Origin of the sequence: Mucilaginibacter kameinonensis, from assembly GCF_003675385.1 — a bacterium.
In the GTDB taxonomy this organism is placed as follows: Bacteria; Bacteroidota; Bacteroidia; order Sphingobacteriales; family Sphingobacteriaceae; genus Mucilaginibacter; species Mucilaginibacter kameinonensis.
In genome coordinates this window covers 1-17,621 of record NZ_RCWZ01000002.1, presented here as the reverse complement: position 1 = coordinate 17,621, position 17,621 = coordinate 1, and the positions used below count along the sequence as shown (strand labels likewise).

The window sequence follows — 17,621 nt, the reverse complement described above, 5'->3', positions numbered from 1 at the left end:
CATCTCAATGAATAAAATGAACAAACCAAATATGTTAACTTATTAATGCTATCAACTCATCATCGCTGATAATCGGGATGTTAAGTTTATTGGCTTTTTCGAGCTTTGCAGGTCCCATATTGTCGCCGGCAACCAGGTAATTAAGCTTAGCCGAAATGCTGCTCAAAATCTTCCCGCCGTTTTGCTCAATGATATCTTTCAGCTCATCTCGCGAGAATTTTTCGAATGTTCCCGAGATAATGAAGTTCATCCCTGCAAGCTTTTCGCTGGCCAGTATTACTTCCTTTTCTTCGGCAATAAACTGCAGGCCCTGCTCCCTTAGTTTTTGTATTTCCTCCCTGTGGATATCGCCGGCAAAATACTCGGTGATGCTTTGGGCTATGCGTTCGCCTATTTCTTCGGCAGCGGTCAGTTCTTCAACCGATGCTGCCATCAGTTTATCTATCGACTTAAAATGGAAAGCCAGTTTACGGGCAACCGTTTCGCCCACATAGCGGATCCCTAAACCAAACAGCACTTTTTCAAAAGGCATTTTTTTAGATGCCTCGATACCCTCCAGCATATTATTGATAGATTTTTCGCCAAAGCGGCCCATCTGCTTCAATTCGGCGGCATGGGTATGCAGTTCATAAATATCGCTGATATGGCTGATAAAGCCCTTGCCATACAGGGTTTCGATAGTTTCATCGCCCAGGCCATCAATATTCATAGCCTTACGACCGATGAAATGCTGCATTTTGCCAACAATTTGCGGCGGGCAACCTTCATCATTAGGGCAATAAAACGCGGCCTCGCCCTCCTTACGTTCAAGCGGTGTATAACAGGCCGGGCAGGTAGTGCGGTAAATAACAGGCACAGCATCAGCCTTACGCTTTTCGGGGTTTACGCTGATGATCTTAGGGATGATTTCGCCGCCTTTTTCAACAAAAACAGTATCGCCCTCATGTAAATCCAAACGGATAATTTCATTAGCATTATGCAGCGTAGCACGCTTTACCGTAGTACCGGCAAGCAGCACAGGCTTTAAATTGGCAACCGGGGTAACGGCACCTGTACGACCAACCTGGTAGCTTACCTCAAGCAGTTCGGTCTCCACCCTTTCGGCTTTAAACTTATAGGAGATAGCCCAGCGTGGCGATTTGGCGGTAAAGCCAAGCTCCTGCTGCTGTGAGTAATTGTTTACCTTAATAACAATGCCATCAATATCATAGCTCAGGTTAAAGCGCTCCTTGTCCCATTTATTAATAAACGCTAACACGCAATTGATATCCGGGCAAAGCTCGCTATGCTCATTGGTATGGAAACCCCAGGTTTTAACCGCTTGCAGGCTTTCCCAATGGGTTTTAAATAATGGTTTTTCGGTATACAGAAAGTACAGGAAGCAATCAAGCGGGCGTTTGGCTACCTCAGCCGAATCCTGCATTTTTACTGTACCTGAAGCAAAGTTACGGGGATTGGCATAAGGTACCTCCCCGTTTTCAATACGTTCGTTGTTAAGCCTGTCAAAAGCTTTACGGTGCATAAACACCTCGCCACGAATATCAAAATAAGCAGGATAGCCTTCACCTTCGTGTAAACGCTTTGGTATGGTATGGATAGTTTTAATATTAGTGGTTACCTCATCGCCCTGTACGCCATCGCCACGGGTAACACCGCGTACCAGTTTGCCGTCCTCATAGGTAAGGCTCATGCTCAGGCCGTCAAACTTAAGCTCGCATACATACTCAAAATTATCGCCAATGGCTTTGCGGATTCGCTGATCAAAATCAAGCAGTTCCTGCTCATTGTAAGTGTTACCTAACGATAGCATTGGCCAGCGGTGCCTAACGGTCACAAACTCCTTGGTAATATCCCCGCCTACCCTTTGTGTTGGCGAATCCGGGTCGGCAAATTCAGGGTATTCCTTTTCAAGCTTGTTAAGCTGCTCCAGTTTTTTATCAAAATCAAAATCAGAAATGGTTGGCATAGCCAGCACATAGTAATTGTAATTGTGCTGTTTAAGTTCGGCCGTTAATGCCTCTATTTGTTTTTTTGCTTCAGCTGATGACATAGCTACGAAGGTAATAATTTCCTCTATTCGTTTTTTTGTGGATGGCAAATACCAATGCAACAGCTTTGGTTTCCTGCAATCGTCCGCCCTGTCGAAAACAACCCTTACTCCCGGAACGGACGGACACCAACCCTACACCCGGCAACAGTAACGACTGTATATATGATATGGCATATAATATGAATAAAATAAATACATAAATACCCTTTCATAAAAGCACCGGGTAATGTAGTTTTATCGAACAAAAAACTACATCGAATGAAAACACTTAAACTGCTGATCCTATCCGTAATGCTGATGCCTTTTTTGGCGGCAGCGCAAACCAAACCACATCATCCTGCAAAGGCGCACCACTTACCGGTACGCGGAGTTACCTACGAAGATTTTAAAAGCTCCGTAGCCGATTTCGCCGACAGCACAAAAAAACCACTTGCCGATTCGGCCTGGGTGTTCTTCAAAACAGAGAAATGGGATGACCTTGAAAAATTCTTCACCAGGAACAACCTTAACGGCGGTTGGCCCCCAAACCGAGGCGCCGTAAACCTGATCATTATTACCCTTAAAAAAGGTGTGCTGATTGACCGTTACGGTGGCTACACAGATGATGCAGGCGCTTTTCAGGATAAAGGCACCTTTGTATCGCCAAAAGGTGTACCTTTCCCCATGCGTGCTTTGCCGGATAACACCCTGAGCAAACCTTACAAAATTTATAAGATCCTGAAACCGATAGCCAAAGTAAGGGAAGGCAAAATCATCCCATGGTTTGGCAAACCAGGCTTAGGCACCCAGTATGAAGTACCAGCCACTGTTAATGACCTTAAGGCCGGTGGTTTCATTGAAGAAGTAAAACAGTAAAAACGATATATATTAAAATATGATCACAAAATATGAAGTAACAAAATCATTATTATTTGATGGAGATGAAGAAGAGGCGGTGCTTAAATCTTTCAGTCTACCAGCCAGAAACATAAAGTTCAGTGATTTTGCCAATAACAATTTTGAAGATCTGCAAAAGATACTTACCCCTGGTGATTTCGATACCATAATAAAAACAGCCGGCTTTACCCCCGGTGGCTTCCTTAACCTTTACCAGGGCAGCGATAGGCTCAGGCTTTATTACGCAAAAAGGGAAGACGCGATAATTGTTTTTGCCTATGGCGAATTTCAACCCACCCGGTATAAGCTTTACCTGGAAGGTGTTTGGATCTATAATCCCGGAAAATAATAAAAAATCCCTGTCGGTTTCGGCAGGGATTTTTTTTATATGTTTAATTAATGATTTGTAGTTGAAGTTTCGCTTACCACACTCATGGGGAAAGTTACACCGCCCGGCACCTGCGGGCTATCCTTTATTTCTACCGCGCCATCAATGTTTTGTTTAACCTTTGAGCTTGAGATCCAACCGGTAGCTTTATCAACAACAACATCTGATACCATAGTTCCTTTCATGTTGTATTTCATAGGTAAGTTTCCAACTGTTTTGTAACCGGCGGTATTATCGGTTTCGATAGTGGCGTTGCCATGAATTACAAAGCTTTGCGGCGTAATATCCATCAGTTGATAAACCGAAACCATTTTGGCACTCATGGCCCCCTGCAGGTTATTTTTTATTGTCCACTTATCGTTTTTAACAACCGATACCTCCGGAAGGACGGACATAGCCATTTCCAGATTGCTTTTAAGCGCGCCGGAACCAAATGACTGGCTTAGCTGAGTTTTTAATTGCCCCTTCTTATCAGCCGGAACTTCTTTAAAACCATCTATCATGGATGTGATCATATTCTCGGCATTCTCAATCGACCTGATCCTGCCGCTTTTGCTTAACGTGGCGGTAAACGGCTTATTGGTTATGCCTGCCATGATCCGCGCCATAATATTGGTGGTATCCTTATCGTCAGAACTAAAAGCTACATTACCGTTAGGTAACTGCATATTCATACCTACTTTGGTGTAATTAACCTCCATGTAATACAACGAATCAACATTAAGCACCTTGAATGACATTTTGCCTTCAATGGTCATATCAATATTGTTAAGCTGCCCGTTTATAGTTTGCTTTACAACCGAATGTGCCAGGGTTGACAGGTAATAGGTGTTTCCTTTAACCAGTTTCAGTGCCGGTTTTACCTTTTGGGCATAACCTGCAAATGCCATCATAGCCAGCGCGCCAGCCAACAAAATCTTCTTCATAGTATGCAAAGATGTAAGCGCTAAATATATTATAATATATCTCGCAAAAAACTGAAAATTCCTAACAATTAATTAAAAACAAATTCGTTAACTTTATACTACGCTCAACTCTTTATTTTTTTTCACACACCTAATTTTACGAAGGAGAGGTTTTATGTTACAGCAGATAGCATTTATGCCACAGCACCAGTTTCATGTGCTTATCAATTTTTCGGGAGAAGATGAACGTATTTTGGCCATTTTACCCAATGAAGCCGGTAATTTCCGTGTGGTGTACCAGGGTAAAACAATTGCCGAGCTTAACCTTAACGAGGGATGCTGCACATGTTACAAGGGTAAGCTGAAGAAAAACGTGATGACTCAGCTTGAGCATCACATAAAAAATCATTACGCCTAAGCTGTTAATAAAAAGATTTTGATAGTTCATCAGGGAATAAACTCATGGTTTCATAGTCCATGAGTTTAAACCTATGGACTATCAATTAATTTCCGCTGGTTTTGGCCAGCATGGCTTCGCGTATAAACTTAACCGGGGCACTGCCGTAGCTCAAAAACTTTTCGTTAAACTCTTTCAGTTTATATTTATCGCCCATTTTTACTTTATAGGCATCCCTTAAATCAACAATCTCTTTATAACCGGTATAATAGCTGGTAAGTTGCACACTGGTTACGCTAACACGCTTCCATTTGCCATCGGCCTCGGCTTGTTGTTGAAATGCCTCGCGGGTTAATAATTTAATAGCCTCATCTTTGGTCATACTGCCGCTGTGTACACTATAATCCAATATGGCATTGCATACCGAGCGTAAGTTCCATTTGTACCACATCAGCATCATTTCGGGCTCGTTGTTACCAAAGCCATTTTCCAGCATCATTTGTTCGGTATATACCGCCCAGCCTTCGGCCATGGCGCCATTACCAAATACTGCTTTGATGATGCTTGGCGCTTTGTTTGAATATACACCCTGTATATAGTGCCCCGGCACAGCCTCGTGAATGCTCAGGATCTGTAAAATATAGTTATTGTACTCGCGCAGGTAACTTTCGGCTTTTTCCTTGCTCCAGCCAGAAAGACTGCCTACGTTGTAGTATGAGTTACCATTTTTATCATACGGACCAGGCCCGCTCATAGATGCACCTGCTACACCGGCCATATACCCTGGCTCTTTACGAATGATCAATGGTTTTGACGGATCAAGTGTTAACAAGTCTTTAGATTTTACAAAGGCGTTAAGCTTAGGTATAATTTGCTCAATTGACGATTGAAAATCTTCAGGCTTAACATGTTTGGTCGATATCGTGTCTATCAGCTGGCTTATCATCAGCAAACTATCGGCAGGTGCAGCTTGCTTACCAAAGTATTTTGGCCAAAGTTGCTTGCTGATCTTACCCATTTCGCGGTGAATGAATTTCTTACGTTCAACCGCAGCGTTGTAAATTTTATCGGCAGTGTTAGATGCAACAATCTCGTATTTAAACTTATCCTCATACAGATCTTTACCCAACCTGAAACTTCTCGGATGATCGTTCTTCAGCGCCTTCAACCAATCGGCATAAGCTTTAATGGCAACAACGCTTTGGGCGGCCCTGTCGGTCATTAATTTTTGTTCGGCTTTAGGGATATTAGTTTTCTTGAGCGAATCGGCAAAATCTTTTCCTATTACATCCATGCCGCCCAGATTTTGCTCAATAGCCAGGCTGGTAAGCTCCACTACCGGGTTCTTGATCTGTTTTTCGGCTTCCTTGTAATACTGCGGAATGAATGACATGCGCTGATAAAAATGGCGCAGGCGTTTAGTCAATGGCTCGTAATGCTCATTCAAAATGTAAGCAAAGGTGCCAATAACATTGTATGATGATGGGTCCCACTCGTATTGTTTTAACTGGCGTACCTGCCATTGCACATATTCAAGCTGGTTTTGAAGGATCTTATAATCTATTTTATTAGCTTCTGACAGGGTATTTACTTCAAAGCGGCTTAACGAATCTACCTGATATTTGGCGAAGGTTACCAGCTTATCACGGCTTTGATCGTTAGGGATCACCATCAAACTATCATATTTATGATATCCTGCCGATGTTGCCCAATCGGGGTTTAGCTTCCAGAAATTATCCAGAAATGTATTCTCATATTTCAGAAAAGCAGCATCATCCTTACCCAAAAGCGGACCGGTACCGCTTCCCCCCTCTTTTTTACAACCGGTAAAGGCTACCATAAATAAAACAACGGCGAGTGTTAATTTTAAGAATATATTTCTGATCACAACTGATGGGGTTTTACAATGAAGCATAAACTTAAAACATTTAAGCCAAATAAATCAAACCGGCGACGAATTTGTTACTTTATCAAACATTTGATTGACCTATGAATAATGAACACAAGATTTTAGTTGACGAAATCATCCATTTACTGCAAGGCGGCAACGCCCATGCCGATTTTAAAAAAGCAGTTGACGGTTTGCCGGTACAACTTCGCGGCGCTAAGGTTGACAAGCTCCCTTATACCATATGGCAACTGGTTGAACATATCAGGATAGCGCAATGGGATATGCTGGAGTTTAGTAAGGATGGAAATCATCAATCACCAAAATGGCCGGAGGCTTACTGGCCAAAAGAACTTGAGCCACAAGATGACCAAACCTGGAATAACAGCCTAAAACAAATTGACGACGACCTGAATGAACTAATTGAATTGGTCAAAACCGGGGATATCTATGGAAAAATCCCTCATGGCGATGGGCAAACTATCCTTCGTGAGGCATTACAGGCGGCAGATCATAACGCATATCATATTGCCGAGATCATTGTGATCAGGAGGTTATTGGGAGCTTGGTAAGAAATTATTATCGTGTCATTGCGAGGAACGAAGCAATCGCATGCTTTACAGGGCGAATATGCCTCCGTGCGGTTGCCACGCTTCGCTCGCAATGACATGGTTTTTTGTATATTATCTCGTTGTTTTCAACACAAAATTAGTTATCGCCGTAACAAACTCCGGTTTCAGCGGAAGGTCGGGCTCATTGTAGGTAGCCTTATTCTTTTCCTTATCTGCTGGGGCTTCTTTCAGCACATGGTTCATGTTAGGGATAATATCAAGTATGGCATCTGATTTTGCTTTTTTTAGCTTCTCGGCATCGCCAACAGTTACCTGTAAATCGGTTGTTCCCTGTATGATCAATATAGGTGCTTTCACTTTCCTGATCTCGCGCTGCGGGTTATACCTGAACCATGACATCAGGTATTTCTGGATACTTGGCCTGGCAATAAAGTACAGTGCAGGGTCGATATTGTCAGTTGTTTTACCGCGTTTCAAACTATCAAGCATCCGGTTAAAGCCATCTGATATAAACGCTGGCTGTGATTTCATTTGCTCGGTCAGGATCTTATCGGCCGAATCGCCTGCACCGGCTACTGATATAAAGCCTTTTATAGGCTCATCATAAGCAGCCATCATACCCACCAATGAGCCTTCGCTGTGCCCGAGTATAATCACCCTCGAAAATCTTTCATCGGCAGTAAACATATTAAGCAATGCGGCAGCATCCTCCACATAATCTTCAAACCTGATCTCGTTTTCTTTGATTGAAGTGGTGCTTTTCCCAACCAAACGTTTATCATAACGTAATGATGCTATACCCTTTTTGCCCAACTCGTTAGCAATCATTTTATAAACATTGGCATAAAGGCCCAATTTAGGACTGTTGCCGTCCCTATCCGTAGGACCTGAGCCTGCAATGATCAATACCAATGGTACTTTTCCGTTAGCATCCTTTGGCATAGCTAAGGTTCCTGATATTGAACCCAGCAAAGTTTTAACTGTAACCGGTGACTCTACTAAAGAAGGGTCGGTTGCTAAAGTTGTACTTGCTGCCGGAGTTGAGGCCGCAGCAGTATTTTCTGCCTTGTATGGTGTTAATGAAAGACCTGTAAATTTATTATCGGCATTTAACGAGATGTTTAATAAAAAAACAGCTTTTTGAAATGTAGCTTTATAGTGCGCTATAGGAGTTTCATAGCTTTCAAGATCGGCCTGCAACAGCGAGCCTAACTGCGTTTTTAACTGCGCGGTAGTGCTTTTGAAGTCGGCTTGTGAAAGCGCCTTCATCATCTCGGGGCCAAACAGACTGTAAATACTGTCGGGCTGATTGTTGTTGTATAACTGCTTAAACTTATTTAAAGCCGTTGCATAATTAGCAGGCGGGGTTTGTGCAAACAATTTCCCTGCAAAACAGGTAACTAATATAAACAGACAAATTTTTTTCATGTTATAATGGTCAATATACAGTGCGATGATGTACCGAGGCCGAAAATAAAGAAAAAATCAGGTTGTTTTGTTTATTTATGCTATTGTGGGCGTTTTTGCAAACAATATATTACTACACCGGCATAAAACCTTTTACCTTTACAATTCAATACTCATGTTGCAACATTATTTTATATTATAACGTTAAAATATCAATACAATACATATAGTTTAATATATATTGTATTATATTGCGGTACATTTTATAAATTTTTAAACTATAGCAAATTTCTACATCTACTGATTAATGAGGGGTTTAACAGCAGGCTTTTTTTTTGCATTCCTGACGGGAATGTATTGTTTTTCTTTTGCCCAAACAAAATCCTCAATAATACAGGGAAAGGTTTTAACTGAAAATAACCAGACAGCAGAAGCCGCGACCGCCGTTTTACTTTCTGCCGCCGACTCCTCCATCCTAAAATCAAACCTGGTAAATAAAAATGGCCAGTTTGAGTTTACAGGACTTCAACCCGACAGTTACTTAATACTCATTAGTAAAATAGGCTATGTTAAAGTTTATACAGGGCCATACAAAGTAACCGCCGGTCAAAAAACAATTACCAGGGATATTATTTTAAAACTTTCGGATAACCAGCTGCAGGAAGTTAAAGTAGTGGCCAGGAAACCTTATATTGAGGTTAAACCCGGCAAAATTGTATTAAGCGTGCAAAACAGTATCCTGGCCGAGGGTAATTCGGCCTTTGATATCCTGAGGCAATCGCCGGGGGTGAGGGTCAACAGTAATGAAACCTTAAGTATCAATGGCAGGCAGGCCGCGTTAATAACCATAGATGGTAAACCTACCAACCTCACTGGCGATGACCTTACCAGCCTGCTCCGCAGTATGCAAAGCAGCACTATCGATCAGGTTGAGATGATCAGCAGCCCATCGGCAAAATATGATGCATCGGGCGGAGGCATTATCAATATCATTCTAAAAAAAGGCAAAAATCTGGGTACAAACGGAACAATTACAGCCATGGCAGGTTACGGCAAGTATTATAAAAGTACGGCCGGCATTGTTTTCAACAACCGCACCAGCAAGCTCAATATTTTTGGTAATTACACTTACGATAATAACAAAGGCACCCGCACTATTACCACCAACCGGAACATTACTTATAACGATATCCTGAGCAACTACGATGTTGATTATAATAACATTCAGAAAACCCGGAACCACAACTTTAAGTTAGGCGCCGATTATTCCATCAACACAAAACAAACCATAGGCTTTTTGGTAAGCGGCATTATCAGGGAAGATGATTTTGCGAAAAACAACGATCTGTACATCCGCAATCAAAGTAAACTCGACTCAATTATCAGGGCGCAATCAAACCTTGACAGGGGCAGCAGCTATTTAAATTACAATATCAATTATAACGCGGTGCTGGATAAAACCGGCAGAAGTATTTCGGTAGATGGTAATTATTCAACTTATAAGCGCCATTCAAATGAGTTTATTACCAATAGTTTTTTTACCCCGGCAGGGAATACTTACCGCAACGATCTTGACCTGGAAAACCTTTCGCCATCAGATATCCATATCTGGACATCAAAAATGGACTTTGTAAACCCGCTGAATAAAACTTCACGGTTGGAGGTTGGTGTCAAATACAATAATGCCCAGAGTAACAATAATCTTGTTTTTGGCCCAAAAGTAAGTGGCAGATACCTGCCCGACGAAAATTTCAGCAATAGGTTTCTGTATTCGGAAGCCGTGAGCGCCGGTTATATCAACTACATTAATAAAATAGGTAAATGGGATATTACGGCAGGGGTACGTGCCGAAAACACGCATGCAACCGGCAAATCATGGGGCTTGAATGATGATACCCCAGATGTAAATACCTATAATTATTTCAACCTTTTTCCGCAGGCACAAATAAGTTATGAGGCCGATAAAAAGAACATCATCGGTATCAGTTATAACCGCGGCATCCACAGGCCGCTATATGAGGATATTAACCCATTTTTGTACTATACCGATTTGTATGACTATCGCGCCGGTAATCCTCAGCTAAAACCCGAATACACCAATACCATACAGATATCGCACACATACGATCAAACTTTTTCGACCGAGTTATATTATACCGTTACTAACGATGCTTATGATTTCCCGGTTTATTACCAAAACGACTCTACCAAGGTTAATGTAACCTATCGTAAAAACTTTGGGCAGATATTTGTTTACGGTGCTTCATTTTACGCGCCTGTACAATTCACCAAATGGTGGTCGGCCAGTTTTAACCTTGATGCCATTTACGTACGCTACAAGGCCTATGCCCGCAATGGCGATTTTAACCGGGGCAAGCAAGATATCATTTTCGGCAGCACACAAAACTTTGTTATCACAAGTACATTGCTCGGCGAAATATCCGGCAGATATGAAACCCCGACCATTTACGGAATCAATGAATTAAAGGCCAGCTATGCGGTAAATGCTGGTATCAGCAAGCAAATATTAGATAAGCGGGCTACCCTTAAACTAACGCTGAACGATATTTTTAATACAGACAGGGGGCGCAACAGAGCCGTTTACCAAAACATCGATCTTTCGGAAGTTAACAAACGCGATACGCGCATCGTGAGGCTGAATTTTAGTTATCGTTTTGGTAAAAGCACCATTAAATCGGCCAATAAACGGAATACCGGTAACGATGATGAACGCCGCCGCACCGGAAACTAATAATGCGCAAACCTTACTTTTAGCTCGGGGTATTTGCCTTTTATGCGGGTAACGAAGAAATTCCCCAACGATTCGGCATTGATAAACCTCTTGTAGGTAGATAAGGGAAAACCAAAGTACTGCCATACACCACCATTTTCCCTGAATTCAAGTTCAAGGATCCGGGCATCGGGATCATAGCCAACGCTGCTTAAAGCCGATGATTGTACAGGGCGTCTCTGCATTTATTATATATACTATAATAAATACAAAAAAGTTTTCAAAAATATTATCCCGCGTGCCCGCTTATCATGCTTGCCAGAATAATGAGCAGTACCAGCATAGTGATGCCGGTGTACAGGAAATCCTTCTCCATGATGAAACCAATAGCCGAAAATACCACCCTGATAACCGGCGTGGCTATCAGCAGCACTATCCCGGCCTGTATAATTGCCCGCCCGCGTAATGTAATTATGCCATGTATAATTCCAGCCGGATTACTCACAAAATCGGGTACACCAACAAATTTGCTGTAATCAACATGCGTGTACCCATGACGATACAGGTAAATAACCCCACCAATAAAAATAACGCTCATTGATACCAGCACCCCTGCGCGCAGTATCCAGCCTATCACGGCCTGCATATCGGTATCTTTGAACTTTTTAGTCATTTTTTCAATCATTTGGTCATTAAGTCATTTCTTCTCATCATGTCGAACAGCCATTGTATTCAACGTCATAAAAAAATGACTTAATGACGCAATGACCTAATGACTATATATTACCAGTAATTCCTTTATATATCATTTGCGACGCCAAAAACGTAACCACCACGGCAAAAACCACACGCAGCCATCCGGATGATGAGGTATGCACCAATATTTTTGATCCGCTTAAAGCCCCTAATAAAACACCTATAGCAACCGGCATGGAAAGTCCCGGGTCGATATACCCCCTTTGCAGGTAAACCACCGCGCTTGCGGCCGCGGTAACCCCTATCATAAAATTACTGGTAGTGGTTGATACCTTAAACGGGATCCGCATAATCCCATCCATCGCCAAAACCTTTAGCGCTCCCGACCCTATGCCCAGCAAACCTGATATCACCCCGGCAAAAAGCATCATGAAAAAACCGCCGCCAACATTTCGTACCGTATAAGGAACAGCGCCCGCCGGAGTTGGAAAACTACCATTGAGCTTTAGCTTTTCGGCCAATACACTTTTTTGCTGATGAATATGCTCGGCCTTCTTTTTTAATGACATTACTGCCGAAAGGATCAGGATAACACCAAATAAAATGGCGATGAAATTTGTAGGGATATAAACCGCTATCAGCGCACCTACCATAGCGCCTATGGTGGTAGCTATTTCCAGGAACATACCCAGCCTGATATTGGTTATCCCTTCTTTAACATACGCTGCCGCCGAACCAGACGAAGTAGCAATTACCGATACCAGCGATGCGCCAATAGCATACTGAATATCAACACCAAGTAAAATGGTAAGCAGCGGAATAATAACAACACCTCCGCCTAAACCCGTTAATGAACCCAATAAACCCGCTAAGTACGACCCAACAAGTATAATAAGCGTAAGTATGGTAACCGACATAGGGGAATAATAATGACGCTAAAGTACGGATTACTTTCGTAGGATGATTCAATTTTTAAGTTAACAGAACATTTTGCCGCCTTCAGCAATAAATTTATACCGAGTGAATTTCTTTTGTTATTTTAACCTGTAAAAACCTTATCGGCGTTAACCATGACAAAGAAAATTCACGTTTTATTATTACTCTTCGCAACTTCACTGCCTGCATTGGCCCAGGTCAAAATCCCCGCAAACATGTTTGTAAAAACGCTGCAAAACGGGCTCACTGTTCTCGTTGTTGAAGACAACAGCGTTCCGTTAGCAACAGTTGCCATAGCGTTTAAAACCGGCGCCTTTACCGAGCCCTTAAAATACAGCGGGCTTACCGGTTTGTATCAGATGATGCTTTTCAAAGCTAATAAGGACTATGGCAATGCCGAGCAGGTTGGTTATCGTACAAGTGTATTAGGCACTCAAAAAAACAGCACCGTGCAGCAAGAATACGGCAGCTGCTTTTTTACGCTCCCAAGTTTTAATATAGAAGAAGGGTTAAAGTATATGAATTCGGCTATGCGTTTTCCGGTACTTAATAATGAAGAACTTGAACGTGAAAAAACCATTACACTTGCCCAATTAACACAGAAAGAATCAACAGCATCATTCAAATTTAACTTAGCTATACTACAGCACTTATGGGGTAACCTCGCCACCCGAAAAGTTGCCATTGGCACGCGCGACGCCATAAATGCAGCTACGTTAAGCATGGTTGATTCTGTAAAGCTAAAATACTATCATCCTAACAATGCTATAATCATAGTTGCAGGCAAAGTAAGCCATGATGCGATATTTAAACAGGTGACACCGTTGTTTGGCAGCTGGCAGGCCTCGGCTGTTAACCCTTTCAAAAAGTGGATGGTGCCAGAGTTTGAACCACTCAAAAAAACCGACTATTTTATTACAGAATCCAACCTGGCAACCGTACCCTCAATTTATATAGGCTGGCAGGGCCCCGATACGCGGCATGATATTCCGGCAACATATGCTGCTGATATTTTCTCATATATACTTACCCAACGATCGTCAAAATTGAGCAAAGCCCTTGTTGAAACAGGCCTGGCCCAGGAAATCAACTTTAATTACCTTACACTGGCACACGGCGGCGAAATATCATTTTACATACAACCCAACCCGCAAAAAATTAAAGAATGCCTGGACGAGGCTAAAAAACAGATCAGCTTGTTTGATACTGATGACTATATCACCGACGAGCAGATCCAGACAGCGAAACGAAAACTCCAGATAAGCCAGGAACGACGAGCCGAAATCACTACGCAATACGTACAAACACTAACATTCTGGTGGGCATCTGCATCGCTCAATTATCACTTTACTTATAATGATAAAATAGACAAGATAACCAAAGCCGATGTACAAGCCTATGTACGCAAATACATTAAAGCAAAACCATATTGCGCCGGCTTGCTAATCAATCCCGATTTAAAGGCACAGGTTAATGCAGATGATTTTTTCAAGGCCAATTAATTTAAACTTTATCATGAAACAATCTATTTTATCTATCATATTATTGCTCACCGGCCTTTCTGCAACTTTTGCCCAGGCGCCAGCAGCTCCAACAGCAACCTCATTTGACGTGAACGGCATCAAAGTAATTTTTAAACCCAGCCCTAAAAATGTAGTTAACGTACGCATGTATTACCGTGGTGGCGTAACCAATTACAAGCCTAACAAAGCGGGTATCGAAACCCTTACCCTGCAATCGCTTACTGATTGCGGTACTAAAAAACACAGTTCTTCGGCCTTAAAAGACACTGCTGATAAATACGAGATTTTTATGAACGGCAACTCGTCATACGATTGTGGTTATGTACAGGTTAACACTGTTTCCAAATACCTGAATCAGGCCTGGGACCTGTTTACCGAGGCCATTATGAACCCGGTATTTGAAGACCAACAGGTTGAGCTGCTAAAAACTAAATTGATTTCAGAAACTAAAAATGCCCAGGCTTATCCCGATACCAGGTTGGAGCAGTTACAAATGCAAAATGCCTTTAGCGGAACACCTTATGCCACACAGCCCGAAGGCAACGAACTTACCTTACGCAACTTAACAGCAGCCGATTTAAAAGAGTACTATAAAACCCTGTTAAATAAAAACAAGATATTCATAGTGGTTGTAGGTAATTTAACCAAGCAGGAGATATTTGAAAAGGTACTGGCTTCCTTCAGTAACATGCCATCGGCGTTTTATGCAAAGCCTGATTACCCTTCTCCGGCCTGGACAGATAATAAACTGGTTGGTGAAAGACGTGACCTGCCAACCAATTATATATCGGCTATCATGAACTCACCGGCAGTTAATAGTGCCGATAATGTTCCGTTCAGGTTAGGGATCTCAGCTTTGGCCAATACCCTTTACTATGAATTACGCAACCAACGCAGATTGGCTTATGATCCAAGCGCCTCCACATGGTCATACCAAATGCCTTTTGCACATATGCATTTAAGTACCGACAAGCCGCAGGAAGCTATTCCCGCCATGCTCAACATATTAAAAAATTTACAAGCGACAGGTGTTAATAATGAATGGCTTACCCGGATTAAGAACGGCTTCCTGATCAGTAATTTTATTAATGATCAGAGCGCAGCATCGGTTACTAACCGGCTTGGCCTAGCCGAAATAAATGGCGGATGGCAGTATGCCGACGATTTTCCGCAGTTGGTATATATGGCCACAACAGACCAGGTTGCTAAAGCTTTAAACACATATATTGTTGGTTTACGATGGACATTTCTTGGCAATCCCGACGCGATTGAGGGCTTCAAGATTCCGGCATATTAAAGTGAACTATTGTTTACTTTTGGCCAATATATTATAGTTACTCATGGGTTACTCAAGTTTACAAGCCTGCATTACCGATCTCGAAAAAAACGGCCACCTTATTCGTATTAAAGAAGAAGTGGATCCCTACCTGCAAATGGCCGCGATACACTTACGCGTATTTGAGAACGAAGGGCCTGCTATATTATTTGAGAACGTAAAGGGCAGTAAATTCCCAGCTGTGTCTAACCTTTTCGGCACCCTCGACAGGTCGAAGTTTATTTTCAGGGATACAATTGAAAAGATCAAGGTGCTGGTTGATATTAAAAACAACCCGATAAAAGCGATAAAAAATCCTTTTAAATATACGGGTGTTGGTTTAACCGCCCTTTCGGCATTGCCTATGAAAAGCGGTGCAGGCGCGCCCATAAAATTTGGCAAATGTAATATCAGCGATATTCCGCAAATTGTAAACTGGCCAATGGACGGCGGCCCATTTGTTACCATGCCGCAGGTATATACTGAAGATGCAGATCAGCCGGGCATCATGAACGCCAACCTGGGCATGTACCGCATCCAATTGGCCGGCAATGATTATATTCAAAACCAGGAAATTGGTTTGCATTACCAGATTCACCGAGGTATAGGCGTGCATCAAACCAAAGCCAACGCCAAGGGCCAGCCGTTAAAAGTAAGCATATTTGTAGGCGGCCCGCCCGCACATCCGGTAGCCGCGGTAATGCCTCTGCCCGAGGGTTTATCGGAGATGACCTTCGCCGGTGCGTTAGGCAATCGCCGCTTCCGGTATTTTTATGACAATGAAGGCTTTTGCATTTCGGCAGATGCCGATTTCGTGATCACCGGCACAGTTATGCCGCACGAAAATAAACCCGAAGGGCCTTTTGGCGACCATTTGGGTTACTATAGCCTGGTACACCCTTTTCCGTTGATGAAAGTGCACAACGTATATCACCGCAAAGATGCCGTCTGGTCGTTTACAGTGGTTGGTCGCCCGCCACAGGAGGATACCAGCTTTGGGGCATTGATTCATGAAATTACAGGTTCAGCTATTCCTAAGGAGATCCCGGGCTTGCATGCTGTTAACGCGGTTGATGCTGCCGGTGTTCACCCGCTGCTTTTCGCCATCGGCAGCGAGCGGTACACTCCTTACCTTAAAGAGCGCAAGCCACAGGAGATAGTTACTATCGCCAACCATATATTGGGTAAAGGTCAGTTAAGTCTTGCCAAATACCTGTTCATTGCCGCTCATGAAGATGATCCAAAACTGAATGTGAACGACATCGGCGGTTTCCTGAAACACATCCTGCAAAGGATCGACCTTACCCGGGATTTGCACTTTCATACCAACACCACAATCGATACCCTCGACTATAGCGGCGAAGGGCTAAATTCGGGCAGTAAACTGGCAGTTACCGTTGCCGGTAATATTAAACGTGAGTTATGGACGGAGTTCCCCGACTGGTTCAACCTCCCCCGCCCTATAACCGGCTACAAAATGGCTATGCCCGGCGTCCTGATGGTTGAAGTGCCGAAACATGTAAATCATAAAGATATTGATAACGTTATCAGTATTATTGAATACAGCCTGCAGGATGAAGACCTCACCGGCTTGCCATTAATGGTACTTTGTGACGATGCGGGTTTTGCGGCGCAAACCATCAATAATTTTGTATGGGTAACCTTTACCCGCAGCAACCCATCGCATGATATTTACGGCGTTGGCAGCTTTACCGAGCATAAACACTGGGGCTGCAAAGGTCCGCTGATTGTAGATGCCCGGATAAAACCACACCATGCCCCCGTGCTGGAGCGTGTGCCCGAAGTGGAAAAAACAGTTGACAAACTGGGCGAAAAAGGCGGATCATTGTTTGGGGTGATTTAGAGGTTAGAGGTTAGAGGTTAGAGGTTAGAGGTTAGAGGTTAGAGGTTAGAGGTTAGAGGTTAGAGGTTAGAGG

At 42.8% G+C, this 17,621-nt stretch carries 15 protein-coding genes; 8 read left to right on the top strand and 7 right to left on the bottom strand.

Features of this window, described 5'->3' with window-relative positions; translation table 11 throughout:
* Positions 1 to 34 precede the first annotated feature (34 nt).
* Positions 35 to 2,050, bottom strand: a complete 2,016-nt coding sequence (gene ligA / locus EAH55_RS07080; RefSeq protein ID WP_121809071.1) for an NAD-dependent DNA ligase LigA — start codon at positions 2,048 to 2,050, stop codon at positions 35 to 37.
* 258 nt (positions 2,051 to 2,308) lie between these two features.
* Between ligA and EAH55_RS07075 the strand changes: the two genes are divergently transcribed.
* Both EAH55_RS07075 and EAH55_RS07070 read left to right on the top strand, forming a co-directional pair.
* Positions 2,309 to 2,905, top strand: coding sequence for a TNT domain-containing protein (locus EAH55_RS07075; RefSeq protein WP_121809070.1), 597 nt, complete (start codon positions 2,309 to 2,311; stop codon positions 2,903 to 2,905).
* 19 nt (positions 2,906 to 2,924) lie between these two features.
* Positions 2,925 to 3,275: a hypothetical protein gene (locus EAH55_RS07070; RefSeq protein ID WP_121809069.1), complete on the top strand. Its 351-nt coding sequence runs from the start codon at positions 2,925 to 2,927 to the stop codon at positions 3,273 to 3,275.
* Positions 3,276 to 3,322: 47 nt separating this feature from the next.
* On the opposite strand, the gene EAH55_RS07065 is transcribed toward EAH55_RS07070, so the two are convergent.
* Positions 3,323 to 4,240 (bottom strand): DUF6263 family protein, encoded by a 918-nt coding sequence (locus tag EAH55_RS07065; protein WP_121809068.1) that lies wholly within the window; start codon positions 4,238 to 4,240, stop codon positions 3,323 to 3,325.
* Between the two features lie 154 nt (positions 4,241 to 4,394).
* Between EAH55_RS07065 and EAH55_RS07060 the strand changes: the two genes are divergently transcribed.
* Entirely contained in the window at positions 4,395 to 4,637 is a 243-nt protein-coding gene (locus EAH55_RS07060; protein ID WP_121809067.1) for a hypothetical protein, read from the top strand.
* An 85-nt stretch (positions 4,638 to 4,722) separates the two neighbouring features.
* On the opposite strand, the gene EAH55_RS07055 is transcribed toward EAH55_RS07060, so the two are convergent.
* Complete coding sequence (locus EAH55_RS07055; RefSeq protein WP_244228114.1) at positions 4,723 to 6,504, bottom strand: DUF885 domain-containing protein; 1,782 nt, start codon at positions 6,502 to 6,504, stop codon at positions 4,723 to 4,725.
* Positions 6,505 to 6,605: 101 nt separating this feature from the next.
* Between EAH55_RS07055 and EAH55_RS07050 the strand changes: the two genes are divergently transcribed.
* A complete protein-coding gene (locus EAH55_RS07050; protein ID WP_121809065.1) occupies positions 6,606 to 7,076 on the top strand; it encodes a DinB family protein in 471 nt (156 codons plus the stop codon).
* Between the two features lie 111 nt (positions 7,077 to 7,187).
* On the opposite strand, the gene EAH55_RS07045 is transcribed toward EAH55_RS07050, so the two are convergent.
* Positions 7,188 to 8,504, bottom strand: coding sequence for an alpha/beta fold hydrolase (locus EAH55_RS07045; protein WP_121809064.1), 1,317 nt, complete (start codon positions 8,502 to 8,504; stop codon positions 7,188 to 7,190).
* Positions 8,505 to 8,790: 286 nt separating this feature from the next.
* Between EAH55_RS07045 and EAH55_RS07040 the strand changes: the two genes are divergently transcribed.
* Positions 8,791 to 11,235, top strand: coding sequence for an outer membrane beta-barrel family protein (locus tag EAH55_RS07040; protein WP_121809063.1), 2,445 nt, complete (start codon positions 8,791 to 8,793; stop codon positions 11,233 to 11,235).
* Here the strand turns inward: EAH55_RS07040 and EAH55_RS07035 are convergent.
* From EAH55_RS07035 to EAH55_RS07025, 3 genes are all read right to left on the bottom strand, one after another.
* Positions 11,232 to 11,459 carry a KTSC domain-containing protein gene (locus EAH55_RS07035; RefSeq protein ID WP_121809062.1) on the bottom strand — a complete coding sequence of 76 codons (228 nt, stop codon included), beginning with the start codon at positions 11,457 to 11,459 and terminating at the stop codon, positions 11,232 to 11,234. The genes EAH55_RS07040 and EAH55_RS07035 overlap by 4 nt on opposite strands.
* A 44-nt stretch (positions 11,460 to 11,503) precedes the next feature.
* The gene (locus tag EAH55_RS07030; RefSeq protein ID WP_121809999.1) at positions 11,504 to 11,887 is read right to left on the bottom strand and encodes a DUF1634 domain-containing protein; all 384 of its coding nucleotides are present in this window, start codon (positions 11,885 to 11,887) and stop codon (positions 11,504 to 11,506) included.
* A gap of 103 nt (positions 11,888 to 11,990) precedes the next feature.
* Complete coding sequence (locus EAH55_RS07025) at positions 11,991 to 12,827, bottom strand: sulfite exporter TauE/SafE family protein (protein ID WP_112574982.1); 837 nt, start codon at positions 12,825 to 12,827, stop codon at positions 11,991 to 11,993.
* A 153-nt stretch (positions 12,828 to 12,980) separates the two neighbouring features.
* Between EAH55_RS07025 and EAH55_RS07020 the strand changes: the two genes are divergently transcribed.
* From EAH55_RS07020 to EAH55_RS07010, 3 genes are read left to right on the top strand one after another with little or no spacing between them, the layout of a single operon-like run.
* The gene (locus tag EAH55_RS07020; protein ID WP_121809061.1) at positions 12,981 to 14,348 is read left to right on the top strand and encodes a M16 family metallopeptidase; all 1,368 of its coding nucleotides are present in this window, start codon (positions 12,981 to 12,983) and stop codon (positions 14,346 to 14,348) included.
* Between the two features lie 13 nt (positions 14,349 to 14,361).
* Positions 14,362 to 15,666: a M16 family metallopeptidase gene (locus EAH55_RS07015; protein WP_162996780.1), complete on the top strand. Its 1,305-nt coding sequence runs from the start codon at positions 14,362 to 14,364 to the stop codon at positions 15,664 to 15,666.
* Between the two features lie 43 nt (positions 15,667 to 15,709).
* Positions 15,710 to 17,548: a UbiD family decarboxylase gene (locus tag EAH55_RS07010; RefSeq protein ID WP_121809059.1), complete on the top strand. Its 1,839-nt coding sequence runs from the start codon at positions 15,710 to 15,712 to the stop codon at positions 17,546 to 17,548.
* Positions 17,549 to 17,621: the final 73 nt, after the last annotated feature.

Bases quoted from the DNA above. Each gene is read 5' to 3' on its own strand.
- ligA (WP_121809071.1), bottom strand. From the start codon at position 2,050: ATGTCATCAGCTGAAGCAAAAAAACAAATAGAGGCATTAACGGCCGAA.
- EAH55_RS07075 (WP_121809070.1), top strand. From the start codon at position 2,309: ATGAAAACACTTAAACTGCTGATCCTATCCGTAATGCTGATGCCTTTT.
- EAH55_RS07070 (WP_121809069.1), top strand. From the start codon at position 2,925: ATGATCACAAAATATGAAGTAACAAAATCATTATTATTTGATGGAGAT.
- EAH55_RS07065 (WP_121809068.1), bottom strand. From the start codon at position 4,240: ATGAAGAAGATTTTGTTGGCTGGCGCGCTGGCTATGATGGCATTTGCA.
- EAH55_RS07060 (WP_121809067.1), top strand. From the start codon at position 4,395: ATGTTACAGCAGATAGCATTTATGCCACAGCACCAGTTTCATGTGCTT.
- EAH55_RS07050 (WP_121809065.1), top strand. From the start codon at position 6,606: ATGAATAATGAACACAAGATTTTAGTTGACGAAATCATCCATTTACTG.
- EAH55_RS07045 (WP_121809064.1), bottom strand. From the start codon at position 8,504: ATGAAAAAAATTTGTCTGTTTATATTAGTTACCTGTTTTGCAGGGAAA.
- EAH55_RS07040 (WP_121809063.1), top strand. From the start codon at position 8,791: ATGAGGGGTTTAACAGCAGGCTTTTTTTTTGCATTCCTGACGGGAATG.
- EAH55_RS07035 (WP_121809062.1), bottom strand. From the start codon at position 11,459: ATGCAGAGACGCCCTGTACAATCATCGGCTTTAAGCAGCGTTGGCTAT.
- EAH55_RS07030 (WP_121809999.1), bottom strand. From the start codon at position 11,887: ATGACTAAAAAGTTCAAAGATACCGATATGCAGGCCGTGATAGGCTGG.
- EAH55_RS07025 (WP_112574982.1), bottom strand. From the start codon at position 12,827: ATGTCGGTTACCATACTTACGCTTATTATACTTGTTGGGTCGTACTTA.
- EAH55_RS07020 (WP_121809061.1), top strand. From the start codon at position 12,981: ATGACAAAGAAAATTCACGTTTTATTATTACTCTTCGCAACTTCACTG.
- EAH55_RS07015 (WP_162996780.1), top strand. From the start codon at position 14,362: ATGAAACAATCTATTTTATCTATCATATTATTGCTCACCGGCCTTTCT.
- EAH55_RS07010 (WP_121809059.1), top strand. From the start codon at position 15,710: ATGGGTTACTCAAGTTTACAAGCCTGCATTACCGATCTCGAAAAAAAC.